This window comes from Persicitalea jodogahamensis (genome assembly GCF_014651615.1).
Taxonomy (GTDB): domain Bacteria; phylum Bacteroidota; class Bacteroidia; order Cytophagales; family Spirosomataceae; genus Persicitalea; species Persicitalea jodogahamensis.
In genome coordinates this window covers 1,384,924-1,410,111 of sequence record NZ_BMXF01000001.1, presented here as the reverse complement: position 1 = coordinate 1,410,111, position 25,188 = coordinate 1,384,924, and the positions used below count along the sequence as shown (strand labels likewise).

The following is a 25,188-nucleotide window of genomic DNA, read 5'->3' as shown; positions in this document are numbered from 1 at the left end:
GTTCATCACTCATCATTAAAAACCGTGTCCCGTTTCCTCACAAAAATCTTCCGCTACGAATTCTGGCCGTTCGTACTCTTTTACACCCCGCCACTGGTGTACTGGGCTTTGCTGTCCATAAAAAAGCGCTCTTTCATGCACTTTACGGCGGCCAATCCGGCCATCCCGGCCAGTGGGTTTTTCGGCGAATCCAAGAAAGATATTTTCGCCTTAATTGATGAAAAGTACCTGCCTGTTACTCAGTTTATCCCGGCAGGGACAACCTACGAAGGAGTGATCGAACTGCTCGACGGAAACAGTATTACAGCGCCTTTTATCATGAAACCTAATATCGGCGAGCGAGGCGACCAGGTAATCAAAATCACTAGCGTAGAAGATTTGCGGCAGTACGTAGGGAAATGCCTGGCCGAAGATTGCATAGTGCAGGAATACGTCGAGTCGTTGCTGGAATTTGGTGTATTGTACGCGAGAAGGCCCAGTGAAGCCAAGGGGCGCGTGACTTCCGTGACCCAAAAAGAGTTTCTGCATGTGCGGGGCGACGGATATGCCACAGTGAGAGAATTGCTGGAAAAAAATCTTCGCGCCCGGATGGCCCGCGAAGCCCTTGAAGTCCGTATGGCAAACCTGCTGAACAAAGTGTTGCCGCGAGGTACTTACGAATGCGTTCAGCCCATCGGCAATCATTGCCTGGGGACGGCTTTTTTGAACGCCAACCACCTTATCAACGAGCGCCTGAACGATGTCTTCGATGAAATCGCCACAGGCATTCCCGGCTTTTACTACGGGAGGTTCGACCTGCGCGTCAATTCGCTGAACGACTTGTACGCTGGCAAGATCAAGATTCTGGAACTGAATGGCGTCAGCTCCGAAGCGGGGCATATTTATGACCCGAAGTACAATCTATTCAAAGCGTACCGCGATGTCTTCCGGCACATGCGGATGATATCTGATATCGGGCAGGAGAACGTAGCACGTGGGGTACAACCGTTGTCTTTCAAAGCCCTACTGAAAACTACCAGAGAACATTTTTCCGGCATACGTCCTGAGGCAATGCAGCAGACATCTGACTTAGCCCAAAAAAAGTCTGCACCGAACCCCTGAGTGGGAGTGAATGCAGACTTTTTAGAGAATTGGGACTAATGCCTATACGTCGCAAATAACTACTCCTTCCCGCAACGAGGTAAGCGGGTCGCGTACGGGAATAAATTCCTGCCCCAAATAGCCTTTGTAGCCCGTGGCTAGAATGGCTTTCATGATAGCCGGGTAATACAATTCCTGCGAGTCGTCTATTTCGTGCCTGCCCGGTACACCACCCGTGTGGTAATGGTTGATGTACTGATGGTTGTCGTTGATTGTTCGAATCACGTCGCCTTCCATAATCTGCATGTGGTAGATGTCATAGAGCAGCTTGAAATTCTCGCTTCCCACCCGCTTGCACAGTTCCACTCCCCAATTGGTACGATCACACATGTAGTCGGGGTGGTTGACCTTGCTGTTCAGCAATTCCATGCTCATGGTTACCTTGTGCTTCTCAGCGGATTTCATGAGGCGCTTCAGACCGATAGCGCAGTTTTCCAGACCTTGCTCATCGCTCATACCGTGCCGGTTGCCCGAAAAACAAATGATTTTATCCAGTCCGGCGGCTGCTACTTTCGGGAAAATCGCTTCGTAGCTCGCTACCAGTTCATCGTGTAGTTTCAGGTCGTTAAACCCTTCTACAATGCCTTTACCAGCCCCCCAGGGCATGGCCGAAGTAAGGCCGTACTTTTTCAGAATCGGCCATTCTTCCGGACCGGTCAGTTCAATCGATTGCAGGCCTATCTCTTTGGCTGCTTTACACAAGTCCTCAAACTCGATTTTACTGTAACACCAGCGACACACCGAATGGTTGACATTTCCTTTTAAACCAACTGCTTTGTCAGAGGCATCAAGTCGCTCCTTGAGCGAGTCCGCCACGGGTAGACCCACGGCCAATCCGGCCATTTTCTTTACCATCTCCCTGCGATTTGTGTTCATTTTGTTTATTCGTTTGGTTGGTTGTTGGTTTAGGCGGGTAGTTGCTTGGAGTGCAGTTTATCAACGTGAGGTACCGTGTCTGAATAGGAAGAATCCTGTAGCTGCTCCCATTCAGAATTTTATCAGAGGTTCCGAAATTTTCAACAACTAAACACCTAAGCAAACTATAGTTCTCTTATGCGAATATTCCGGTACCATACTTTATCGCCGTGATCCTGCAAGGCGATGGATCCTTTGTCGAACGTACCGAAATCCTTCCACTGCTTGAATTTGCTATTGGCGACCATCTTCTCCCATTCCGCCCCTTTGGTGGGAAAATCCACCAGTTTCTTACCGTTGAGCCAGCTTTCCCCTTTACCGTCCTTCACAATGATTCGAGCCTTGTTCCATTCTCCGGCGGGTTTCACGACGGTCGTGTCGTTAGGTGGCAGCAGATCGTAAAGCGACCCGGCCTTGTGATTGCCTGTTTTGCCAGCGAAGGAGTCGGGATGTCGCTTGTCATCAAGTACCTGGATTTCCGGTCCGGTGGTATAGGGGCAGCAGTAGCCGGCTCCTTCCTTCACGTGGTACATAATACCGCTGTTGCCTTTTTCGCTGATTTTCCATTCCAGTTCCAACTCAAAGTCGCCGTACTCTTTTTCAGTGAGCAGATCCCCCCCCTTTTTTTCCATCAGCACCATTGCGCCATCTTCCACTTTCCAGCCTGTGATTGGGCCGCCTTTCCATTTTTTCCAGCCGTCGAAGTTTTTGCCGTTAAACAGCGTTTCCCACTTCCCCTTTTTGAAATTCGGGGTAAAGGAAGCCATCAACCCCATCAGACATAGGGCAATGATGGCAGCAAAATAGGACTTTGTTGATTTCATAAAAATTAAAAAAATACGATTAGATGATTACACAGGACGAAACGCCAACGGGCCGTGGCTATTGTCGCTCTGTTTATAGGAAAAGGCAGTTACCTGACCGATATACCCAAAAGCGTAGATCGGGAAGTTTTTTTCAGGATACTTGAAAGTGATGCGTGCCTTCGTGCAGAAAATCTTGATAAAAAACGCTCACCTCATTATGCTGCGCCTGAATCTGCGTGATCGAAACCGTTTTCAGGCTTCCCCGATCTACCAGCAGGTCGTTGGCGGGATCACCTTTTCCGGCGGATGTATGAAACGCAATAATTTCAGCAGCCAGCTTGGTATGCGGCGCGGTCAACCAATTTTGAAACCAACCCTCGCGTTCCCGAACTATATCTTCAGAATAAAGCGTCACCGAAGACCAGATGCGCGGTGTGTCGGCCGGGAGACACTTGAAATGCGGCTTTGTGCCATCCCAACGCAATTCGTGCAGCGTTGCGAACGCATCGACCCTATCCACCATGATTAGGGTAAATGGCTCGATGCCTGTGAAGTCGTAGTCTCTGGCAAAAGCATGAGGCGAATCGTAGGAAAAAGCATCCAGTACCACAAGGCCCCGGCTGCGTCGATACGGAGGACGGTGGGAATGGTTCTGAAAAGCACCATTGAGCAGGCACAGCGTACGATTTTCCGTCGTGGCGACCCAGGTCCCTCCGGCTTTGGGATCTTTCGGGAATGTGATAAGCTGTTCGTCGATCAAATAGCGTCGAGGTGGAATGGCCGCCTGCCGCCGGATGCTCTCATCCCGATTGGAAGTCAAGATAAAGCCGCCACTGGCAGCTGGAATATACGTTACGACGCACATGCGGTCTTTTGGTGTTGACGGGTCGAATGGGCCACGCCGAACGACGAGGGTAAGACAATATGGGGCAAGTGGTGGGCGACAGCTATCTTTACAACAGCCATGTGATGCACGGCGTGTTCGATCAAATAGACCAGTTCCCGGGCCAATGAAGTGGGAACAAGCGTGCCGGCCGTATCGCCGTAAATAGCGCGAAGTTGCAACGGCTTGTCGGTATGCCATTCCGCCACCTCATTACTGAGCTCGCTCAAAATCCGGCACGTATATCCGAGATCATTTTCCAGTTGGTGATTGCGCTCCCGATCGTCATAGCTGATGATCCCCTCCTTCATTTGCCGACTCAGGCAGCCATAGAATTCGATCACGTGGCGGAGATGCTGCCCCACACTACTTCCCTGTAAAATGGGCAGGCACTCTGAGTAGGAATTCGCATCAATTTGGTTCAGGAAGAGTTGGAGCTGAGCTATTATTTCGCGGGTAGTTGCGTGTAGTTGAATCATGAGGGAGGTATACTGGTCGCCCCGGGCTGTCCCGATTTACTGGTGGTCTTTTTGAACTCAGTTGTTTTTAAAGTCGATTTTATAACAAAGTGTTCATTTGTCGTCCTTTCTTATTTTGCAAAAGGAGTGAATGACACCGCTACCATGGGCAGAAGCGATTTATAACGAAAGCGGTCGTTGTCAAAAGTCAGCTTCTGATCGGTAGTGTACTCGACAAAATTGAAGCTCAGTCCCGCACGCACAGCCATCCGGTCGCTGACCCAATATCGGGCATAAAGTTCGGAGTTGAGGTTGCCCCGATCATTGTCACTTATCAACAGCAGATTGAAAGTGGTTGGTTTTGCTGTCTGCACCGTATTATCAAGTGCTGCGGACTCAGAGGCTGAGTGGAACCGTCCCATTTGCTGCGCTCCAAAAGAAAGACCGATGGCATCGATGTTGAAGCCGACTTCGAAGCGGTTGGAAAGGGAAAATTGAAGATTAATAACCGCGTTGAGTGCATTGGACTGTACTTTATTTAGCGTAAGCGTATCAAAATTAGACAGAATATTTTCTGAAAATAATACACTGGGGTCCGTTTTCCCGGAAGTTAGAGCTGCCGGCGCAGTCACTAATTCGGTACTTTTGCCAAAATAGCCTGTGTAGCGCACCCCCCAACCGATTTTGAATCGTCCGCCGTAAAGGCTCTGGAAAGATAACGCCGGAGAGAAGCCCTTCCCAGCCGCAAGGGCAGCATCCAGGTTTTTCTGACGGCGCGGGCCTTGGTACTGAGCAAATGCGCTCCCCGAAAGCAACGCGGCAAGAATAAGGATCGAAAAAACACGCACGGCGAATAAAGTTTGAATGACAGTTTTTAAAAAAAGTCGAGGGTTCAATTATTGATTTACGGTTTAAGTACGAGAGAAACCAAGAATCGGGTTGCTTTCCCCCTGGCAAAAAAGATTAGATGGAAGTACTGAAGCCGATGTTACTTTTCGGTGTTACACTGGTCGTTAGTTTCGTCGGGTCTCTGCAGTTGGGGCCCGCCAACCTGGCCGTGATCCACACTGGCCTGACCAATGGACTAGCGGCCTCCCGGCGGACGGCACTGGGTGGAGCCTTGCCCGAACTACTATACGCCGGCTTAGCCGCCTACACGGTAGTTGGTTTGAAAGAGGTAATGGAATGGCCCTATTTGCGTTGGATTGTCAACTTTGCGTTATTGGGAGTGGGAGGGTATTGGCTGCTCCAAAAGAACGCATCGGTCAAGTATGAGCCACCGTATGGCAAAAACACCCATCGGGCTGCCCTGCTGCGCGGGCTGGTAGCGGGAGTTTTGAATCCTCAGCTCTATCCTTTCTGGGTACTGGTCCTCGCGGGGTATCACAATTATCCGTTGTTGTCAGTGCAGACTCCCATCGATGCGGTAGTTTTTGCAATGGGGTCGGCAGCAGGCGCCTTGGGGCTTCTGGTGATGGTCGCCTGGCTCACGGCCCGCCACCGCGAAAATATCCTTCGTAAACTAACCAAATGGCCTGTTCAACGCATTCTGGGCGGCCTGCTGGTCTTTTTGGCCCTAATCGGATTGATCAGATCAGGGGCACTCAGCCGTTGACCGGGCCTCTTATTTCATTCGTCAATTTTAACTTATCCTTCTTTCCATGTCCTCCATCTTCTCAAAAATAGTTGCGGGCGAGATCCCCTGCCACAAAATAGCCGAGACAAATGAGTTTCTGGCATTCCTGGATGTCAACCCTATCGCCAGGGGCCATACGCTTGTCATACCCAAAAAGGAAGTCGATTATATCTTCGATTTGGATGACGACCTATACCTGGGGCTGATGAATTTCGCAAAAAGGATTGCACCCGCTATCGAGACAGTTGTACCCTGCAAGCGCATCGGTGTTAGCATCATCGGTCTGGAAGTACCGCACGCCCACGTCCATCTCGTTCCACTGAATAGCATGGGAGACATAGATTTCGGGAAGAAGATAAAAATGTCAACAGAGGAATTGGCTCAACTGGCGGAGCAGATCCGGGAGAAAGTGAAGATTAGCTAAAATACTGCTATCTCCAATTATCGTTGTGCTATCTCCCTGGCCCAAATTCTTTACGTATGGATAGCATTCCACCTGTAGTATTGGGATAAAGCCCACCTTGGTCGGTTGCCAACGAGCCTTTTATGATCATCCCCCCCAGCCAGGACATTTTAGCCTGTAAGGACAATAATCCAGAGAACTGATAGGCTGCTGTTTCAAACGGCAGGTCATAAACTCCGTAATTGCCCGAATAAGACACCTTTGTCTGCCATTGCACATTTCTGAAAACGTTACCTTGTAGTCCCAGATGCAACACCCAAACGCGATTGTTACTGGTAAAGAAATCGGCAAAATTGGGAAACTTCTGGATTGTTTCGGAGGTAGGAGGGATAAATGGCGTGCCTATTGCGCGGTCAAAATACGACCAACCATCGCGTACCTGTACGTGATTTAAGTAGTTATCCCTACCAAAAATTCGCCCGTCAAAGTCGAACACGCTCCCGCCCTGACTGCGAGTATACAAGCCCTCGAAAACAAACTCGTTGACAGAAAAACCGCTGGCAGGATCAATCTGCTTACGGCGGATTCTCACACCATTTAATCCATCGGCAATGTTGGTCAATCGCGCCAGTGAGCCGTCTTCATATATATTCTGACGGTAAAAAAACAGATTCGCATTTTCAGTATCTACTTCAAATGCTAAATCTACTGTACCCAAATGATTGCCTACCCGGTTGGTACTGTCGAAAAAAGTAAGATTGGGCGCATACCTACCTTTTCCTATAATGACGTATAAATAGTTCTCCAGGCCTTTGGGCATTTGACCGTTGACCGTTTCATATGGTGATTTCCCTCCCCATTGCACCTGGTGATTAATACCCGCATAGATTTTAACTCTACCGCCGGGCCGCCCCAAACGCCCGTACAATTGTTTCTGGTGAAGTTTTAGCTCACTTGTAACGGGGCGGCTGCCCTCGAACCACCCATCAGAGTAAGTAGCCAATACTGATAACCAGCCACTAGTGAAGGGCACTGCTGTAAAGCGTGTCAATCCGAACTGAATCCTAGGGATAGGCAAAGCGTTACCCGACCATACGTATGATCCGGTACCCAGCGTTGAATCGGCCAAGCCAAACCATTGCTTGCGGCGTCCCGCAAAAAGCTCCCAATTTCCGTAACGAATGGCGCCATAAGCCTGGGGCAAAAGTAGATGCGTAGTAGGGCCAAGATTAGCCACGACTTCGGCCCCGACCTCAGCTTGCCAGCCGGGCACAAGCTTATGAGAGGAAGAGTGCTGCCGACGCCACTCTTTGATAGAATCACGTTTACCCAATGTCCAGCTCTTCGCCCCACCGCCCCGGATAGTTAGAGCAGAACCCGAACGGGGTACCGTGCCGAATTGGTTGGACTGCAGCCAAAAGGGAGTACGGTCCGACGACGAATACAAGCCCCCTACTTCGAGATAATTGGGGTTTGTTGAACGAGCGGTTGTGTCAGGTTGGGAAAAAGCTATAATTGGAATTATGCCGAAAAGTAAGAAAAGGGCCTTGCGCAGGTAAATCATGAAAGAAACGACAGGCGGGAAGATTTCAAAATATAGGCCGCAGGGGAGGGACGGCACAAAAGTATGGATATAAAAGAACTGTTCCTGAGAAATTGGGTATTATCCTTTTTTCACCTCAGAGTATTCCCTCCTTGCGCCAACCCAGCATCAAGGCAAAGGAGTTGGGATACAAACCGCCAAGATCAGTGGCGAGTTTTAAACTGACAATGCTGGTGTTAGCAAAAGGGATCGACTTTTCGGCTTGCATCAACATGGAAAATTGTGTCCTTGGTGGTTCTATTATGTAATCGTAGGTCCCAAAGTGACGGCTAATGCTGGCCCTTGCCAAAAATCTAAATTCCTGAAATCGACCAGTTATACCTGCATTGACCATTAAAATCCGATTATCAGTCGTGAAAAGAGAGTCATTTCTTGGCAAATCGGGTCTGAGTAAGTCTTGTGAAGGGACAGCAGGCGACCCCAAACTACGCCCCCGGTAGGACCAACCCTGTTTGTACACATAGTGATTGTAATAATTGTCTCTACCGAAGTTTTTTGAGGTTATGTCAAATATATTCCCCCCCTGGCTTTTAGTATTGATAAATTCCAGAAGGAATGTCCTGATTTGTAACCTTTCTGGATAATATAGTGCATAGTGATTAATCCGTAAACCATTTAGTCCGTCCGTAACATTAGTCAGTTTTGCTAAGGAGCCATCCTCATATATATTCTGTCGATAGGCGAAAAAAGTCCAATCTCTGGCGCGCCATTCTGCTCCAAGATCAATTGTGCCAAAGTGATTTCCCACCCTGCTATTCGCCCAGCTTTTTCCCAATACAACATATTCGTAAGCCATTTTGTCGGTTAGTCCGCCAGAGTATATTAATTCGTCGCCCCCCCACATAGCCTGGTGGTTGAATCCACCATAAATATGAACGTTGTGCGCGGGCTTTCCCAAGCGGACATATAAAGATTTGTGATGTAGGAAAGTGTAGGGGACATCATCGGTGTTTGCACTTTTTACAGCCGAACTACCCAATAAGCCATCAGAATAAGAACCCTTAAAAGCCACAAAGTTTCCCGTAAATCCCAGGGACAGGAAACGGGGTATGGACAATTGCACCCTGGGGTACGGGCGGCTGTTGCCCGAAATAGCAAATGAACCGGAAGTCAACGTAGTATCTACCAACCCTACGATCTCTTTACGCTGTCCGGCACTCACCTCCACAGGGCCAATCCAACCGGCCACATAAGCATCGGTCAGAAATACAGCTGACTGGGGTCCCGCATATGCTGCCAACTCGATCCCCGCCGAATACGTAAAAAATTTTTGTTTATTACCTGGTCGGGCAGATAACTTGGATAGTCCGACCTGCCCAGCCACAAAAGATCCCTGAACGGGAATCGTCCCAAATTGATTAGCGTGAAGCCAAAACGGCGTTTGGGCTGTGGACAGAGCAGTTTCTATCCTGGCATGATAGGAAAGAGTTGAATCCTGGGCATTAGAAACTCCGTAAAAAAGAAGTCCGAAGATTCCAATCAGTAAGTAACGCATTCATTGCAGGGGGCTACACCAGAGTAATGTCATTTTGAAAGAGAGGTCACAACAAGTCTTTATCGCCCCTTGCGGGTGAAAACAACCACGGCCGTGCGGATAATGATTTGCATTTCAAGGGCCAGGCTCCAATGCTTAATATAATACAGGTCGAACATCAGTTTGTGCCGGGCATCGTACACACCCGTACCATAAGGATACATTACCTGAGCGTAACCGGTGATGCCTGGCTTTACACCGTGACGCAGGTTATAATACGGAATCACTTCTTCGAATGACTCTATAAACACAGGCCGCTCCGGACGAGGACCGATCAGCGAGATTTCACCACGAAATATATTGAGCAATTGCGGGAGCTCGTCGATACGCGTCAACCGCATCAGGGCACCATATTTGAAAACACGACTGTCTTTCTTTTTTGAAAAAACTGCTCCGTTAGCTTCGGCATCCGTACGCATCGACCGAAATTTAATACAATTAAAAGTTGCTCGGTTAAGTCCTGTTCGTACTTGCTGATAAAAAACAGGCCCTGATGATTCCTGTCGAATCCGCAGAGCGCTGATTACCCATAAAGGCAAACTTCCTAAAAGTAAAATAATGGAAATGACAAAATCGATAATTTTTTTCAGCAAACGGACATTGCCATCAAACGACAAGTGTAGGGGTAAGTAAGGGTTCTCTTCCTCCAGATCATCAGGTACATAAATTTTCTTTAACGTATTTTCGCAAAAATCATAGACGGTACTGATGCGGATGGATTTGTTATTTTTAACAACTAACTCATAAATAACATGGTATCGGGAGTCATACTGCGGATTGGTAACCAAATGGATTTTATCGTACTGTTCAATCAAAGGTTTCACCGTCTGATTCATCAGGTAATCATCATCAACAGTTCTGGGTACCAAAATAATTTCCTGATAGCGGCCTAACAGTAAAGCGAGTCCCTTTTTTTCCAGAAAATAGTCGTAACTGGTAACTATTAGCACCTCTTTCGAGATAGCAGTCTTACTTCTCAGGCGATGTGCGTACGACTTGGGAGCAGCAACATTATAAGAAAACGTCTTGTTTTTGCTCATACGATTTATCCTTTCACAAAATGTTATCGTTGGTAAAGCTAGGTAATATCCAGCATATTGCAAAAATTAAATGAGTGAGCGATTAGCTTTCCTTTTAATTGTTTCACTAAAAAAAGTCATTTCTTGGATAATTCACTCCTGATACCTAAATATCCTCCTATTGACGTCGGTAGTATTCCACCCTTATCGTAAGCAACTTGTGCTTTCAGACGAGTACTGCCCCAATTCAATAATGGCATTTCTAAGGATATTAAGGAAGAGAATTGACGATGGCTCGGCTCAGAAACAGGAGTGTCGGATCTAATATAATGGAGTCGATAAGAGGCCTTAGCCATAAGGTTGAACCTTTGGGCTATAATACCCTCTATCCCCATGTAGTAGAGAATGACCCGATTGGTTGGAAAATAAAGTGCGCTCAAAGCTGCCCCTTCTAGCACCTCATGCTTGGTAGGTATAAAAGGGGTTCCGATCCCAAGACCCTGGTACGACCAGCCTTCTTTATATTGTCCATGGTTAAAATAATTGTCTGCTCCTGTAAAGCGGCTACCAGGAATTGTGAAGTCATCCCCTGTTTGGTTTTTAGTATAGAGATACTCCAGCAAAAAACCCTTTAGGTTGAAAAATGAATACCCACCCTCGTTCCTGCGAATATTTAGGCCATACAAACCGTCAGGCCAATTTTGAAATTGGAAGCCAGACGCATCCTCGAATGGATGCTGGTGATAGAGTAAGAAAGTGGTTTCCTTCGATTTGAAGTCAATGGATAAGTCGAAATGCCCAAGTTGGTTGCCAATGCGATTGATGCCGTCGAAAGTGGTTATACGGCTGCTGTGCCCATCTTCAGGAATCTGGGCCAACACTACGCCTAGCACATAATCTTTGAATGTGCTAGGTAGCTTTCCATCTACCGCTACAGGGTTGCCTACCAAGTAACTAGCCTCTCCGCCCCACATCACCTGATGAACAAGGCCAGCCTGTAAATGCAATCTGCCTTCGGGTTTGCCAATGCGTCCATATAAGGATTTTTGATGAAGATATGACTTTTGAATATAAGAGTTGACAAACCATCCGTGTGCATACGTTCCTTTAATTGAAAAATAATTTCCGAGAAAACCAAAAGGCAAATATTCAGATAGCCCTACCCGGATCATAGGAACTGGCAAGGAATTACCCGACCATGAGTAGGAACCTGAAGAGAGCAAAGTGTCTACAATACCAACTATCCGCTTTTCACGTCCGACCATCATTTCCCATTGCTTAAATTGAAGCCTAGCATAGGCTTCAGGAAGCAATAAATTACCTGTAGAAGCGGCATTAGCAACAGCTTCGGCACCTAATTCCCAGTGGAAAGCGGCTTTGCCCTTGGAAGAGTCTGTGTAAGCTGGGGAGGATTGTATAAGTGTTGATAAACGTAACGTGCCAGAAGGTGACGATAGAGGAACACGACCCCATTGGTTGGCTCGTAACCAAAAGGGGGTTTGGTTAGAGCTGGAAATAAAGCCCCCCAGCTCGGCATTTGCAGAATAAAAAGCTGAATTCTGTGCTGAAGAATTATGCCAAAAAAGGATTGATAAAAAAAAAATAGGGAAGTAAAAATTTTTCCAAAAGCGGACAATAAAATTATCCAGATATAAAATGATTTTCGATAGTCTTGGATGAAAAAAAATAATTGAGTGACTAGTAATTACTTTCATAAGTTCATGAACTGTAAAATTGAGTTATTATAATTTCCATCCCCATTTATTAAAATATACCACAGCACCATGAATATTGTACAACATGAGCTTAAAGTTTTTGTATGATCCTTTTTCATAATTGTGATAGATGTAAGCCTCTGAATAATATATAGTATGACTATGTTTCAATGTTCTTAGCGTAATGTCAGCATCTTCCATATACATGAATATATCTTCGTCAAAACCATTTACTTTACTTAAGGTATTTACTCTAAAAAACATAAAACAGCCAGATAAATAAGGAACATCGATTATATTAGTATCATAATTATGATCCCTATACTCATATTTATCAAGTTTATTTTTGAACATCTTTTGAATAAAAAATGGCATAAATCTACGGAGTATTAGGATAGATATAGATGGGGATTTTTTACATAAAAATTGTAATTTTCCGTCAGGATAAAGAACCTTAGGCATCAAAAGCCCAAATTCTTTATTTGCATCCATAAAATTTACAATTTTATCGAACTCTGTTCTGGCAAAGTAAACATCAGGATTTAGAATTAGATGATAATCGGCATTTAATCTTTTGGCTTCGGAAATTCCTATGTTATGAGCTTTTCCAAAACCAAGATTTTTATTATTAAAAATGTATTTTATTCTTGAATCTAATACTAAAGTCCTTAAAACATCTTTGGGTGAATTATCAATAATGAATAATTTTACATCAATGGTAGTATCTAAAAAACTGTTAATGGCTTTTTGTAATAGTATAGTATCATTGTTATACACAACAATTGCAGCAGTGATTAGCATTTCAATTCTTTAAAATAAGTCTAAACATTTCTTTCCAAGAGTTTGAAAAAGGTGGAGCAGGAGGGTTAATCTGAGAAATATCCCAAACCGAATTTGCACCATACTTAATAATTGATTCCATCAAACTTACAAGTTCATTGTGATCATCAGGATCAAAAAAGTGAGCTTTATCGAAATTCCCCAATGTTTCATTAGCATAAGGAAGCTGCGAAAGTAATATGGTTTTATCCAATCTTTTGAATTCTGATATAGGCAAGCCCCATGTTTCAAGCTTGGAAGGGAATATTAAAACATCTGATTTTGAATACTCAATTTCTAATTCATTTTTTTGTAGTAAGCCAAGAAACTTAATCTGTTCTATTCCTTCACTCAGTTTTTTTATCTTTTTTGAATATAAATTTTCGTAACCACTCAAAGTTAACTTTACTTCAAAATCGTAAATACCACGCTCAACAAGAACTTTACATGCTCTGACAATTATCTCAAAGTTTTTAAATATTCTCGGGAATGCTGCATAAATAAATATCGTTTTATTTTCTTTCTGTTGAATAAATCGAGAGCTTATGAAAGATTTATCAAAATTGTAAGAGTGTGGATAAGCAACGAGTATTCTAGTTAAAGGAATATTATAAGTACTATGGAATATTTGTCGGATCCAATCTTGCTGGACGATAACTAATGAGTTTCTCTTTATGTTAATTCTATATAAGTATTTATAAAATAGTGAAAACAACACCAGAGTTTTGTCATACACTAGATCTGATAAAGTAGCTTTGTAAAATATACCTGGATTGTGACAGTATACGAATTGTTTTACAGATTGGGGAAGAGTAGGCGATGTATCATGTAAGGATAGCCAAAAACTAACTTTTTCAATTTTAGCAAATCTATTGAAATAAAAATACTCATAATAAATCCTAAAAAGCCAACTCTTTCTGGATTTAGGGAATTCTAAGATCTGAATGTTGTTGAATTCATTTCTGCTAAATAGCTGTCTGTTATGAGCTAATAACAAAATTTTGTAATCTTCACTGAATGATGAATTTAACGTGTTTAAACATTCTTTTAGAATAGTAAGTGGGCCACCTTCAAAAATATTTATTGCTGAAACTACAATTACTGGTTTAGAATACATTTACGATTTCAGAAATATGTTCTAGATGATCGATTTTTTTATTTAGTCGATGACTTTTGGCTTGGAAGCTGAATCGACGGAATAAAAGGGAAAAGGGAAAACTGATTTAGAAGGATTATTGAAAATTGCTGAATAATAATAGAGGAAGAAAAAAAATGGCAAGCCATAAATGAAATAATGCCCACTCCGCAACAGTGCAGCTAAAATCACCACTAATGATGCGTGATTGGCGAGTAATAGATCCGGTGGTCCATTTTTAAGATAATATCTAAAAAGGAATAAAGCGATTCCACCCAAGCCTAGAATACCTAACTCTGATAGTAGACGGTTGAAAAGTGAACATCCATCATTTGCATTGAGAGCAATTCCTCCAGGACCATATCCAGTAAACCAGGTCTGGAGCCGGTTGTATCTCTCGAAGGCTAAATGATGAGAACCAACACCGGTTCCAAAAGGGTGATTCCGAAAGTTTTCAGCGGCTATCAAGAAATGGTTAAAAAGGATGATGGCAGAGCCATTTGCACTTTCTTGATCTTGTGCGTAAGTATCGACAACAATGTTGCCTAAAATCAAACCAAGCGATGTGTCTAATCTCTCCTTGAACTTGGGTACGAATTCGTAAAGAGAAAATAAGGAAAAGCTTGATAAAATAAAGAACAGAACAATTCTTTTGAAATTAATCTTATTAACGTAATGCAACAATAGTGAGATGAAGATAATTACATAACCAGTCGAAGAGAAGGATAACAGAAAAGCCAGCAAGATAATCGATGCCTGTATCTTGGTACCCAATTTAAGGCTCCCGGTATTCAAAAGCGTTCCAAGTGCTATATGCATGGCTGCAGCTTCAACGAAAGCGAAACCAGCGGGTTCGTCAGTTATGGAGTGCACGGGATACACCAATATACTGCCTAGGGTTGTAGGATTCATTACCCGTAAGCCGAGCCATGAAAGATCATAAATTGGCTGTAAACCAACGAGGAAAGCAAAGAACTGGATAAGACCAATGACTGCTGCAACTAATGCAAAATAATAATATAATTTTAGCATTTTCATAAAGTCAAAGTTATTTGCCTTTATGATATAATAAAAGAATAAGGAACTCATTACAATCCCCAAAAAAACCTTTAAAAAAGAAAAGGTGTCATTATTATTTAACAATATATTAACTGTACCATTCAAAAAAATGATGAAAATGCTAATAGCGAATCCAAGATCAATGCTTTGAAACTTAATAAAAAAATATGGAAGTAAAATAATTATTAAGAAATAGTAATAATATAAATCAACAAATCCTAAATGAATAGAACTCAACGGCAAAAAAATACTTACTATAAAAGAAAAATTTATAAATGCCCTCATTTAAATCTATATCGAGATACTTATTGCAATAACTCTTTACTCAATTAGAAAGGAAATCGATTTGTTCGGATAAAATTAGGGAAGTCTTTTCGAAAAGGAATGGTTATAGATTTTAAATTTGTCTAAATAGAACCGAGCGCCCATTTTTACTACATCGATTAGATACCTTATCTTTGCTCTGAATTTAGCCATTCCACCGGTCGATACTCTTAATCTGAAATCTTCTTCTAATATTTTATAGCCTTGGCTAACCCCTCCGTATAGCATATTAACTGTTAATTCGGGTATATAGTGGGCTATTAGCTTATCTTTTGAACGCATCAAAAATTCGTAGTCTCCGGCTATCTTATAAGTTATATCAAAGTAGCCATTTTCTTCGAAAAGCTTTCTCGAATGAAAGGAGCCAACATGTGCAATACCCATTGAGTTCAGGAATAGTGGCCATTTCCAAGGTAGACCCATTTTGTATAGTACGGTACCATTTTGGGCCACTACATTTACAATCGACGAAACGAATTCGGGCGTTGTGTCGAGTTGCTGGACGAATTCTATGTATCTCATCAGCGCACCATTAATTAAAGTATCACCTGATCCCAAAAAAGATATCCATTTACCCTTTGACAGACGTATGCCCTTATTCCAAGCATCATAAATACCATTGTCTGGCTCTGAGACCCATGTTACATTCATTCCGTGGAAGTTTTCCACAATCGCACGGGTTTTGTCAGTAGAGCAGGCATCTATAACTATCACTTCTACATTATCATAACTTTGAGTCAGGATACTTTCCATCGTCCTTCCGATTCCTTCTTCGGCATTTAAAGTAGCAATGATGATGCTTATTGTTGGACTATTTGAATCGTTCTTCATTCCATCACTTTCAACATCTGATGCCATCTGTTTTCCCAGGTGTGCTGTTCAACAATGGCTTTGTAGTTCTTCTCAATCAATGGAAAATAACTGCTATAATTAATGAGAATATTTTCTAAATGAAGCGCTGGATCCTTTTGATCTAGCGTTACAACAGGCTCATAGCCAAACAGTTGTTTCATCTCTTCGGGCATTGTGCCTACCACCAGACACTTCGATGCCATAGATTGCAAATAGCGATTGGTCATGGTACTTATAGGCCCTGCTAATTGCGGATGAGTTTCGCTTTTGGGAAAGCATATTGAAATCTTGCTTCTGGCCATTCCTTGAATCATTTTCCCTTGATCAGAGAAAATGATTTTTCCTTTAATTTTTTCGTAAATGTGCTTTCTGCCATGTAAATTTAGATGATTCTTTATCTTTTCGTGGATCGTCTGATGTTTTCTTCCCAGTTCTAAAACATCAATATCTTTATTTTCGTACGCCAAATATCTGTAAGATTCGGAATTGACTCCTTCTGGAATCCACGAAACGTTATCGTATCCCTTACTTTTCAATTTTTCTGCAAGCACAGAAGACGAGACAAAAACATGAGTAATCCCACTTTTTTTCAAAAACTTTTCCATAACACCGAAGAACTGGGGCCAGATATCAAAAAAATAAGCATATGTAGCCGAATTTTTAGAGCAGTATGGAAGTATTTTTCCGAAATCCGGCCCCATTTGAACACTACAAAACCTAGCTGATCTCTTATTTTGTGGAATTATGTTTGGTAGTGAAACATTGAGCTTAATTAACGCACTTTTATATAGTAATGGTACAAATCTACTGTTGTTATATATAGTATTAACATGGGCGCCTTGATTTTCGATCGTATCTTCAAATTCTCTCAAAACATCAAATGAGGTAGGATAGCCATATAGTTTGGCATCGCGTTTGACTAATACATATTTCAATTCTTTGAAATTTTCTTCCATCTGTGCTGCGCAATCTGCCGTTTGATTGCAGTGAACAAAAATGCTGTTTTCTATTTGATCTCACACATCTTGACCCTGCTCTATTCTATCGTTTATAGGATGTATTTTTGTGAAACGGAAATACTATGTTGCTTAATTGTAAGGGCATAAATTCTGACGCATTGTATATTTTAACATGCAAAAAAATAGAGGTTTATCAGGCTGCTTCTATGTCAAGATGCGACTGGAATTTAGCCGTCCTACGCCAATCATCATATTTATAATGATTCCTTGTGTCATTGTTGATTGTGCAGAGTCGCTAATCGAATGTAGCAAATAAAATACCATATTGAGGTAGATCACCGTAATACACGTTGGCGGTAACAATGAATAGATTCATACTTTCATCAATATTGACGGCCAAGGGGGCGTTTTTTCGAATGACTGTCCTCTTCTTTACCATTGACTTATATTTATCGACGCCTCGTCTACCAAGTCCATGCCTAGTGCTAAGAAGCCTTACACTCTGCAAAAGTAAGCAAACTATTAGAAAAGGGCGGGGGCTAAGACCGGCTTCTGAGTATAGATTCGTAGAGGGCGAGATATGATCTGTACATCCTGTTAACGGTGAAATGACTTAAAAATGAGAGCCTCGCTTCATTGCCTGCGCTTTTGTGGATAGCCTTTTTGGTCTTATAGTATAATATTACTTGTCGGAAGGCTTCTACGTCGTTTTTTAGAGAAAAACCGTTCTTACCGTTCAGTATTTCGGGTACGCCGCCAACATCCGAAGCAATTACCGGAACTCCGTAGCATAGGGACTCGAGAATTGATATGGGAAGCCCTTCGTAATGAGAGGGTAAGAAAAATAGATCTGAGTATGGTATAAGTTGATGGGCATTTGGGATTTCTCCTAGGCAATGTACGTTCTCCGGCAGGTTTCCTGGTACTTCCTTATTTCCAATCCAGTAAAAATCAATATCTTGCTCGATAAGTGATTGGGCCACTTCGCAAAACAAGTCAAATTTTTTCTGAGGTGAAATGCGGGCAATACATATTACTGCGAAGGATTTGCCTGCTTCAATCCTCTTGCCATAGGATTCAATGGTTGCCGGTAATGGCTGGCTGAGAATTGATTGGTAATCCTCAATTCCATTGTAAATGTAGGTGACACTGCGACTGATTCCTTCGGCAATGAGATTCATGTAGTCGTACCGGCTCACTGCCACGATATGGGCACAACTGCGTTGCAGGATCTTTTCAAGAGGAAGAAAGCGGCGGTAAGCAATTCTGATTGAATCGAAACCATGTACGGTATAGATTATTTTGTCTCTGGGGAACGCTATTCGGCCTAGTACACCAATCTTAGAGGAATGTAAATGGATGACATCGGGGCAAAATTTTCGATAGATTTTTTTTAGCTTGCGGTAGGTTTTGAAGTCACAGAACGGATTGATTTCGCGCGTAAGAGTATCAATAGGCCACTGCTGTACCTCTTGTGGGAGAATCTCCCACAAGCCTCCACCAGATGAGGCAACCACCATCACCTTATGCCCATCAGCCACTGCTGCTACCGATAGGCTGATAATGACGGATTGAGAGCCGCCCAATTCAGAGAGTGTAACGACATGGAGTATTTTCACTCAGGAGGAATTACTGGATTGTCAAACAAATAAATTGTATGTGTACTTCAAAGCGATTCAGTCATTGGCATTGCAAGCCCACGTCAAATTGCATCTAGACATGTTACCAAAGTGTCAGCGTAAGTTTCTGCCTCCTTAAAATTGTGGTAACACGACTTGGAAATTGCCTCGTACAGAAGCGGGTTTTTTACCACGTTTTCGAGCTTTCGCAATGATTCTTCCCAGTCATCTGGCGACCCAATGTTTATAAAAATTGCTGAGTCGAGATCCATCGAATAGTTGGGGATCTCGCCAACCGGCGTCACTACGCATACCAGCCCATGCTGCATGGCTTCAGCCACACTCATGGCCATACCCTCGGCCCGACTAAGTTGGATTAGGAAGCTGTACTGCTGAAATATAGTGAATCTCAATGCCGGATCAAGTCCATCTTTAAGTTGTACGACCTCCTGCAAGCGGCGGTGAGCAATGTGATTTACTACTGCTTCCCACCCGCCGTCATCAGTACCATAGATGTCCAAAGTGGCGGTTAAGCCTCGATCTCGCAGGTATCGGATTGCATCGATGGCTAGGGGGATGTTTTTGGTTTCGTTCACTCTCCCCAAAAATAAAAATCTTATTTCTTGATTCGGTCGAGGTGGGGTCATGGTTCTGTGGTCGGGTGAAGGGTGAGTAAGCAGTGACACTACCATTACGTTGGGGGCAGCGCAAGCAAAATTTGACATGACGAAACGGCGCGTAGCTTGCGAGTCGGTTAGTATGAAATCAGCATTCCTGATAGCAATTCCGGTGAAAAGCCGGTCAAGCGGATGAAAAAAGGTAGTGTTGTGAACAAAGGCAAAAAAACGAATTTTTTTCCTCAGTTTCTTGACAACAAATCCAACCGCAGAGGCCCGCCAAAGCGAGCATACCATCAGCTCAGGATTGAAATGAAGCAATAATCTGACTGCAGATGCAACCGTCAAGGCTAACCTGGCAGGATGGTAGGGTACCGAAACCAAAACCGCTCTTTCAGCCGGCGACAGCTGATGCACCAAAGATGGATCGATTGGCCCTAAGCAGATTACCCTAAGTTCGAATTCTCGGAACAACCGGGGAATAGCCGAAACCAACGCCACCTCAACCCCGCCAAGCGATATGTCGTGCAGCACGTAAGCCAGCTTTCGTTTTGTCATATTGGCAATTGGTTACGGTCAAGCGTTTTGCAGCTGATAAGCCCGGACTTGTCCATTGATTCGATCCATTCTATAATTCGCCTGAATGATAATAGCCAGAATCCAAAACCAGGGATACCAGTAGTTGGAAATGATCAAAAAATGAAGAAATGAACTGCAAAGTGCGAACAGGAGGACAAACCGGAGTTGCGGATTTTGCAGCTTCATGGCTTTGTAAAAAAGTAAGGCACAGAAAATCAGAAAAAAACTCAGCCCCAACAGCCCGCTTTCCAGAATGATGGTTAGATAAAGCAGTATGGTCCCTCCCCGATGGAACTGGAGCGTATCGTAAACGGCTGGTCCGTTACCAAATGAAAGCCGGAGTAAATCGGAATGCGCTAAAGCATTAACTCCTTCGAGATAGCGGGCTGTTCGGTCTTCTGCCGAATTTGATCGGCCAATCTTGTATACAACCACCTCTTTTAAGGCAGAAGAAACATAGGTGACCAAGTTATAATTCGAGGCAAAGATCGATACTACAATCCCGACACCAAGCAGATACCTGAATATTTTACGATAATTAACAATGGTATTTTCGCGCTGCTTCCAAAACTCAGCATACCAGATGGTCAGTATCAGGTAAGTAAATGCAGAAATCAACCAGCCCGCCGTACTGAAAGTCAGCAGAAAGCATGCACTGATAACGGCAACCAATGGGTAAAAAAGATATTTTTTTTTCCTGGAAAAATAAATTGCGATGGGGGCAAAAACTTCGATATAGTAAGCTAAGTGACCAGACTCTTCTACAAAAGACCGCAATCGAATGAAATCAGTCAGAGCCAGGGGTTCATATTCAGAAACTGCCGGACGAGGGATGTAGCTATCGACATCGATACCCTTAATATTTTTAAGCCAAAATTCCGCAATGCCAAACGCACAAGTAATGAAAATACCAAAGTAAATGGCTGCATAAGACTTACTGATGAATCCAGCACCGAACTTTTTGCAAAGATGATAATAGGCATTCTTAATAAGATAATAGTTAATTAGTACGACATAAGAATAGGCTATTACGTGGTTGAAGGGCTTGCCACTTTTGAAGTGGTTCTGATTTAGGAAAAAACCTAAGTAAACAGATAATAAAAATAAGAAAAGAACTAGGTCTTCTACCTCGATACTTAGGTAATGATCCCTATAAATAATTGCATTTATTACAAAGATGACGACGCAAAGAAGCGACAAAAACAACGGCACAGTAATCGTGGAAGTAAGGGCAAAAGCACTCGTCAAAGAAAGGCAGCTTAGGTAAACCAAAAACAGAGCTCTTTCCATTGTTCACCGTTTGTTAGCGATATAATTGAGGATCTTATACCTTGACCAAATCAATAGGTAGAGCAGCGACTTTAACCATTGAGGATGATCTTTTTGGTATTTCCCCAATATGGCCAGGCGTTCTTGGTCGAGTTTTCCGCTTGCCGAAATGCTGTCTGGGTGGATTCTGAATATCGACACAAAGAGTCTCATATGCTTGACTGGACCACTTTCCAAAAGTCTTAAAATGTAGTCAAAATCGGAAGCATAGCGATACGACAAGTCATATACTCCCACTAATTCCAACGACTTCATCCGATCCACAAAAAGCGCCGGATGGGGAATTAGCGTACAATGCTGGGTATGAAGAAGATTCTGCTTACTAATCTGGAATACTTTGCGTTTAGTTAACTTACGGCCTTCTCTTTTAAAAATATCACCATAGTATGCCAAATAGTTAGGGTAGCGGGCTACATAATCAGCGACCTTTTTGATTGTTTTATTATCAGCCAAACAGTCATCTGAGTTAAGTACTAGCAAGTAATCCCCCGAAGCTATGGCAATTCCCCGGTTAATAGCTTCGTACATTGACCTGTCTCGCTCAACGATCACTTTGGCGATTTTTTCCCTGTATTTGTTTATGATATCAAGCGTATTGTCTTCGGAAACCCCGTCCACAACAATATGTTCGATATTGGCATAGGTCTGGTTGAGGACACTTTGTATGGTTTCTTCCAAATACCTTTCGCCATTATACACGGGGGTAATAATGGATATTCTAATAGAATCAGCCATTTGCCAGTACTAACATTTGATAGTGTTAGGTGCTATTTTTTGTAAAAAATCCCGTCTACCTGAAAAAGCTCCATAGTGCGTTGGTCGTAAAAACCAAGCTCAATCCCTTTTAGATCAAACCCCAGACTAGAAAGCCTGTTCAGCATTGGTAGAAAAAGGGTTTCTCCATTGTATAACTCGACCAATGACATCTCAATTTGTAGTCCTTTGACAAATTCCAGGCAATTGGCGGCACCATCTAAAATTTTACTTTCGTAACCCTGGGCATCTATTTTTAGAAAAATTGTGTCAACTTCGGGATTGAAATATTTTTCAAAAATGGAATCCAGCGTTTTCACAGTTATAGACTCTGTTCCAGTATAAAAAATCTCGTTCTTGTATGAATCTATTTTGCCATCCTTCATTCCAAGCAAAGAACTGCTTGCAATATTGTTTGAAATATTTATCGTAGCTTTCTCATCTCTATCACCAAGAGCAATATTTACAGATTTCCAAGAATTATCTTTGTCCGATAGCTTTTTTAGTTCATTAAATACATGGCCTATTGGTTCGAACGATACAATTTTTCCCTGGTACCCATCTCGTCTGATTTCGGTTGCATATTGACCGAAATTTGCTCCCACATCGATTACAGTGTTTATTTTATTTATTTCAAATAATTTTGACCTTCTTCGCTGGCTTTCATCAGGGTATCTCCCTAATTTATAACCAAATCTATTCAAGGTATTTTGAATTTGATTTTTCATAAAGTCAAATATTTCTGTAATTTTTGATAAAAGTAAATATTAAAAATAATGAAATGATTGAAAAGAGAATTAGCTTAGATACTAGGGTTAAATCTAGCAGAAAAACCGATACTACAAACAGGCTCAATAAAATTAAGGGCTTAGCCACATAGAAAATCCAGGATTTCATATCACCATAAATACTTTTCATTCCGTCGTACAGAAGTTTCAAAATCAGCAGATAAACTGCGTTTCCTAGCACCACCCCAAGGAGTCCAATATAAGAACCGAGTATATACACAGAAGCCAAAACACCTATCCCGCTCATAATAGTCACCCGCATCACTTTTACACTATTCCCCTGGCCCATCAATATGTAGTACCCCGTGACTGCTAGGCTATATATTCCGTATATCCCGGCAAGAATGGAGAAATAGGAAACAAAAATGGGCTGAAAATCCTGCTTCAAGAAATACTGTAATATTTCCTCAGAAAACACAATCAACGTGGTTGCACCGATTAAAGCAAGATGAATATTAACGAGAAACATCTGGCTTACGGATGATATCACCTTTGAAAGGTCAGTTTCGGATTCGCGATATGAAGAGCTGACTATTGGAAACAAAGGGTGAACTACGTGAGCTACAATCTGATTCAATTGAATACATATGCTGGTAAACACAACGTAAACCCCAAGTGTCACTGGCCCAAGTATGCTGGCAACAATGAGTTTGTCTCCCTGAGTAAAAACTGCCGAACCAACGCTACTTCCCCAAGCTGCCAGGTTGTAATTGAAAAATAGTTTCAAGTTAGGCCCTTCATAAACCCAACGGTATCGCTTGAAAGTTTGAATAGTGCAGAGGAATAAAGAAACGGTTATGATCGAGCTTATCAACAAACTTCCGTAAATGTAATGGGGGAGATATTTGGTATTGGCATACGCTAAACCTATCCATGTAAAGTTAGTGGCTACTATTTGAGTAGTATTCAAAAGATTGTATAGCTCATACCTGCCTTCTGCTTGTAAAATAGCCCAGAAAAGGCTCTGCACGATTCGTTGGGCCACAAGCACGATCCCAACGTTGAGTACGATTGACAGCTCTTCGCGAAGATTAATGGATACTTCACTGATCGAATCTATCAAATAAGGAGAAAAAATGAATATTACGAAGCAGACAATGATTGTCGAACCCAATAAGAGAATCAAACTCGAGGTGAGGTGTGCATCGAACATCTTTTCAGACGCTCTCTCTTTAGAATAAAAATATAATAGTCCTGCACTCAAGCCACCTTCCGAAAGCTGAATGACAGCCAATATGGTGATTGACCAACTCCACAGACCGTACAACTCCAAGCCCATATAAGTGATTAATACTGGGATGCAAATCAGGGAGGTCAGTACTCTAACGATTTGTCCAAGAAGATTGACGAAACCCCAGCGTAGCATTAATTCAAAACGTATTCATTGGGGAAGCACACGTAATCTCCAATATAGGGTTCCTTGGCTGCTCTAAGGGAATGATTTAATATTTTGTAGTTTCGCTGCTGGAAATAATTCGAGTAAAACGGGCTTATTCTCTCGGACAATGAGGCAAAATCATTTATTTCTAAAAGAATAATAGGTCTGTATCTATCGATAGTCAATGACGCTCCATTCAGCACTTCCCGCTCACCTCCTTCAACATCAATTTTAATAAAGCCAGGTTGTAACCCATGCTTATCTACCAAGTTGTCGAGTGTATCGCCTTCTACCTTTGAATGCGAAATTGTCTCGTTCATTACCGCAGGATGAACGATTTCGCTCGTACTTGAATATTCCGACATCCCTTCTATGAAGTTGAAGTCATAGTTCTTTGGCTCGTCGGTTGCAATGCCCTCATACACAATTACATTTTTCTTTTGTGGGACGTTGACTGACAAATTTTCGTGTAAAAAGCCAAGTGCCTGACTATTAGGCTCTATGGAAAGAACTCGACTTCCCGTAATAGAGGCAATATTTGAGAACAATACTGAAAACAGGCCAATATTTGCCCCTACATCAATCAAATCACGACGATTGGCATATTTCCGAGTCAATGCCACGGTGGTTGGCTCAAAACAGTTATCTATAATAACACGCTTGAAAATATGGGATTTTGCACTCATTTTGAACCTCCCCTTGAATTCTGGCAAGTTCAGGGTAACAACCCCTTCTTCAACCCTATTCATGCTTTTTGTAACGAACGGCCTCGCGATACGCGCAACCACTTTGTTTGCGTAATAATTCAATACTCCCATAGATCTGGCATTCAAGTTTTTTACGAACAATTGAAATGCAAATTTAA

Annotated in this window: 24 protein-coding genes; 3 read left to right on the top strand and 21 right to left on the bottom strand. The window is 42.7% G+C overall.

What is annotated here, in order from left to right:
• The first annotated feature begins 24 nt into the window (after positions 1-24).
• Complete coding sequence (locus IE117_RS05745; RefSeq protein ID WP_189563357.1) at positions 25-1,101, top strand: ATP-grasp domain-containing protein; 1,077 nt, start codon at positions 25-27, stop codon at positions 1,099-1,101.
• A gap of 42 nt (positions 1,102-1,143) precedes the next feature.
• Here the strand turns inward: IE117_RS05745 and IE117_RS05740 are convergent, their stop codons facing one another.
• From IE117_RS05740 to IE117_RS05720, 5 genes are all read right to left on the bottom strand, one after another.
• Positions 1,144-2,016: a hydroxypyruvate isomerase family protein gene (locus IE117_RS05740; RefSeq protein ID WP_189563356.1), complete on the bottom strand. Its 873-nt coding sequence runs from the start codon at positions 2,014-2,016 to the stop codon at positions 1,144-1,146.
• A 164-nt stretch (positions 2,017-2,180) separates the two neighbouring features.
• Entirely contained in the window at positions 2,181-2,879 is a 699-nt protein-coding gene (locus tag IE117_RS05735; RefSeq protein WP_189563355.1) for a 3-keto-disaccharide hydrolase, read from the bottom strand.
• Positions 2,880-3,012: 133 nt separating this feature from the next.
• A complete protein-coding gene (locus IE117_RS05730; protein WP_189563354.1) occupies positions 3,013-3,726 on the bottom strand; it encodes an NRDE family protein in 714 nt (237 codons plus the stop codon).
• Positions 3,714-4,223 carry a DinB family protein gene (locus IE117_RS05725; protein ID WP_189563353.1) on the bottom strand — a complete coding sequence of 170 codons (510 nt, stop codon included), beginning with the start codon at positions 4,221-4,223 and terminating at the stop codon, positions 3,714-3,716. Before IE117_RS05725 ends, IE117_RS05730 begins: the two co-directional genes overlap by 13 nt.
• Positions 4,224-4,333: 110 nt before the next feature.
• Complete coding sequence (locus IE117_RS05720; RefSeq protein WP_189563352.1) at positions 4,334-5,050, bottom strand: hypothetical protein; 717 nt, start codon at positions 5,048-5,050, stop codon at positions 4,334-4,336.
• 119 nt (positions 5,051-5,169) lie between these two features.
• Between IE117_RS05720 and IE117_RS05715 the strand changes: the two genes are divergently transcribed.
• Together IE117_RS05715 and IE117_RS05710 are read left to right on the top strand one after the other, a co-directional pair.
• Positions 5,170-5,817: a LysE family translocator gene (locus IE117_RS05715; protein WP_189563351.1), complete on the top strand. Its 648-nt coding sequence runs from the start codon at positions 5,170-5,172 to the stop codon at positions 5,815-5,817.
• 46 nt (positions 5,818-5,863) lie between these two features.
• The gene (locus tag IE117_RS05710) at positions 5,864-6,262 is read left to right on the top strand and encodes an HIT family protein (RefSeq protein ID WP_189563350.1); all 399 of its coding nucleotides are present in this window, start codon (positions 5,864-5,866) and stop codon (positions 6,260-6,262) included.
• Between the two features lie 28 nt (positions 6,263-6,290).
• Here the strand turns inward: IE117_RS05710 and IE117_RS05705 are convergent, their stop codons facing one another.
• The 16 genes from IE117_RS05705 to IE117_RS05630 form a co-directional block, all read right to left on the bottom strand.
• Positions 6,291-7,805, bottom strand: a complete 1,515-nt coding sequence (locus tag IE117_RS05705; RefSeq protein ID WP_189563349.1) for a capsule assembly Wzi family protein — start codon at positions 7,803-7,805, stop codon at positions 6,291-6,293.
• Between the two features lie 115 nt (positions 7,806-7,920).
• Positions 7,921-9,339: a capsule assembly Wzi family protein gene (locus IE117_RS05700; protein ID WP_189563348.1), complete on the bottom strand. Its 1,419-nt coding sequence runs from the start codon at positions 9,337-9,339 to the stop codon at positions 7,921-7,923.
• 59 nt (positions 9,340-9,398) lie between these two features.
• Complete coding sequence (locus IE117_RS05695; RefSeq protein ID WP_189563347.1) at positions 9,399-10,418, bottom strand: sugar transferase; 1,020 nt, start codon at positions 10,416-10,418, stop codon at positions 9,399-9,401.
• A 116-nt stretch (positions 10,419-10,534) separates the two neighbouring features.
• Positions 10,535-12,112, bottom strand: coding sequence for a capsule assembly Wzi family protein (locus IE117_RS05690; protein ID WP_189563346.1), 1,578 nt, complete (start codon positions 12,110-12,112; stop codon positions 10,535-10,537).
• Positions 12,113-12,139: 27 nt separating this feature from the next.
• Positions 12,140-12,913: a glycosyltransferase gene (locus tag IE117_RS05685; protein ID WP_229580372.1), complete on the bottom strand. Its 774-nt coding sequence runs from the start codon at positions 12,911-12,913 to the stop codon at positions 12,140-12,142.
• 1 nt (position 12,914) lies between these two features.
• Positions 12,915-14,048, bottom strand: coding sequence for a glycosyltransferase (locus IE117_RS05680; protein ID WP_189563345.1), 1,134 nt, complete (start codon positions 14,046-14,048; stop codon positions 12,915-12,917).
• A 42-nt stretch (positions 14,049-14,090) separates the two neighbouring features.
• A complete protein-coding gene (locus tag IE117_RS05675; protein ID WP_189563344.1) occupies positions 14,091-15,104 on the bottom strand; it encodes a hypothetical protein in 1,014 nt (337 codons plus the stop codon).
• A 381-nt stretch (positions 15,105-15,485) separates the two neighbouring features.
• Positions 15,486-16,307 (bottom strand): glycosyltransferase family 2 protein, encoded by an 822-nt coding sequence (locus tag IE117_RS05670; protein WP_189563343.1) that lies wholly within the window; start codon positions 16,305-16,307, stop codon positions 15,486-15,488.
• Complete coding sequence (locus IE117_RS05665) at positions 16,277-17,257, bottom strand: glycosyltransferase (protein ID WP_189563342.1); 981 nt, start codon at positions 17,255-17,257, stop codon at positions 16,277-16,279. Before IE117_RS05665 ends, IE117_RS05670 begins: the two co-directional genes overlap by 31 nt.
• 542 nt (positions 17,258-17,799) lie before the next feature.
• Positions 17,800-18,879 (bottom strand): glycosyltransferase, encoded by a 1,080-nt coding sequence (locus tag IE117_RS05660; protein ID WP_189563341.1) that lies wholly within the window; start codon positions 18,877-18,879, stop codon positions 17,800-17,802.
• 83 nt (positions 18,880-18,962) lie between these two features.
• Positions 18,963-20,054: a glycosyltransferase family 4 protein gene (locus IE117_RS05655; RefSeq protein ID WP_189563340.1), complete on the bottom strand. Its 1,092-nt coding sequence runs from the start codon at positions 20,052-20,054 to the stop codon at positions 18,963-18,965.
• Positions 20,055-20,072: 18 nt separating this feature from the next.
• The gene (locus IE117_RS05650) at positions 20,073-21,365 is read right to left on the bottom strand and encodes an O-antigen ligase family protein (protein WP_189563339.1); all 1,293 of its coding nucleotides are present in this window, start codon (positions 21,363-21,365) and stop codon (positions 20,073-20,075) included.
• Positions 21,366-21,368: 3 nt separating this feature from the next.
• Complete coding sequence (locus IE117_RS05645; protein ID WP_189563338.1) at positions 21,369-22,139, bottom strand: glycosyltransferase family 2 protein; 771 nt, start codon at positions 22,137-22,139, stop codon at positions 21,369-21,371.
• Positions 22,140-22,171: 32 nt separating this feature from the next.
• A complete protein-coding gene (locus IE117_RS05640; protein WP_189563337.1) occupies positions 22,172-22,885 on the bottom strand; it encodes an FkbM family methyltransferase in 714 nt (237 codons plus the stop codon).
• Positions 22,886-22,889: 4 nt separating this feature from the next.
• Positions 22,890-24,311 carry a lipopolysaccharide biosynthesis protein gene (locus IE117_RS05635; RefSeq protein WP_189563336.1) on the bottom strand — a complete coding sequence of 474 codons (1,422 nt, stop codon included), beginning with the start codon at positions 24,309-24,311 and terminating at the stop codon, positions 22,890-22,892.
• Entirely contained in the window at positions 24,311-25,156 is an 846-nt protein-coding gene (locus IE117_RS05630) for an FkbM family methyltransferase (RefSeq protein ID WP_189563335.1), read from the bottom strand. The genes IE117_RS05635 and IE117_RS05630 overlap by 1 nt, the downstream gene beginning before the upstream one ends.
• Positions 25,157-25,188 lie beyond the last annotated feature (32 nt).

Bases quoted from the DNA above. Each gene is read 5' to 3' on its own strand.
- IE117_RS05705 (WP_189563349.1), bottom strand. From the start codon at position 7,805: ATGATTTACCTGCGCAAGGCCCTTTTCTTACTTTTCGGCATAATTCCA.
- IE117_RS05690 (WP_189563346.1), bottom strand. From the start codon at position 12,112: ATGAAAGTAATTACTAGTCACTCAATTATTTTTTTTCATCCAAGACTA.
- IE117_RS05640 (WP_189563337.1), bottom strand. From the start codon at position 22,885: ATGAAAAATCAAATTCAAAATACCTTGAATAGATTTGGTTATAAATTA.
- IE117_RS05675 (WP_189563344.1), bottom strand. From the start codon at position 15,104: ATGAAAATGCTAAAATTATATTATTATTTTGCATTAGTTGCAGCAGTC.
- IE117_RS05715 (WP_189563351.1), top strand. From the start codon at position 5,170: ATGGAAGTACTGAAGCCGATGTTACTTTTCGGTGTTACACTGGTCGTT.
- IE117_RS05680 (WP_189563345.1), bottom strand. From the start codon at position 14,048: ATGTATTCTAAACCAGTAATTGTAGTTTCAGCAATAAATATTTTTGAA.
- IE117_RS05685 (WP_229580372.1), bottom strand. From the start codon at position 12,913: ATGCTAATCACTGCTGCAATTGTTGTGTATAACAATGATACTATACTA.
- IE117_RS05645 (WP_189563338.1), bottom strand. From the start codon at position 22,139: ATGGCTGATTCTATTAGAATATCCATTATTACCCCCGTGTATAATGGC.
- IE117_RS05665 (WP_189563342.1), bottom strand. From the start codon at position 17,257: ATGGAAGAAAATTTCAAAGAATTGAAATATGTATTAGTCAAACGCGAT.
- IE117_RS05740 (WP_189563356.1), bottom strand. From the start codon at position 2,016: ATGAACACAAATCGCAGGGAGATGGTAAAGAAAATGGCCGGATTGGCC.
- IE117_RS05700 (WP_189563348.1), bottom strand. From the start codon at position 9,339: ATGCGTTACTTACTGATTGGAATCTTCGGACTTCTTTTTTACGGAGTT.
- IE117_RS05650 (WP_189563339.1), bottom strand. From the start codon at position 21,365: ATGGAAAGAGCTCTGTTTTTGGTTTACCTAAGCTGCCTTTCTTTGACG.
- IE117_RS05710 (WP_189563350.1), top strand. From the start codon at position 5,864: ATGTCCTCCATCTTCTCAAAAATAGTTGCGGGCGAGATCCCCTGCCAC.
- IE117_RS05695 (WP_189563347.1), bottom strand. From the start codon at position 10,418: ATGAGCAAAAACAAGACGTTTTCTTATAATGTTGCTGCTCCCAAGTCG.
- IE117_RS05670 (WP_189563343.1), bottom strand. From the start codon at position 16,307: ATGGCATCAGATGTTGAAAGTGATGGAATGAAGAACGATTCAAATAGT.
- IE117_RS05735 (WP_189563355.1), bottom strand. From the start codon at position 2,879: ATGAAATCAACAAAGTCCTATTTTGCTGCCATCATTGCCCTATGTCTG.
- IE117_RS05730 (WP_189563354.1), bottom strand. From the start codon at position 3,726: ATGTGCGTCGTAACGTATATTCCAGCTGCCAGTGGCGGCTTTATCTTG.
- IE117_RS05725 (WP_189563353.1), bottom strand. From the start codon at position 4,223: ATGATTCAACTACACGCAACTACCCGCGAAATAATAGCTCAGCTCCAA.
- IE117_RS05635 (WP_189563336.1), bottom strand. From the start codon at position 24,311: ATGCTACGCTGGGGTTTCGTCAATCTTCTTGGACAAATCGTTAGAGTA.
- IE117_RS05655 (WP_189563340.1), bottom strand. From the start codon at position 20,054: ATGACAAAACGAAAGCTGGCTTACGTGCTGCACGACATATCGCTTGGC.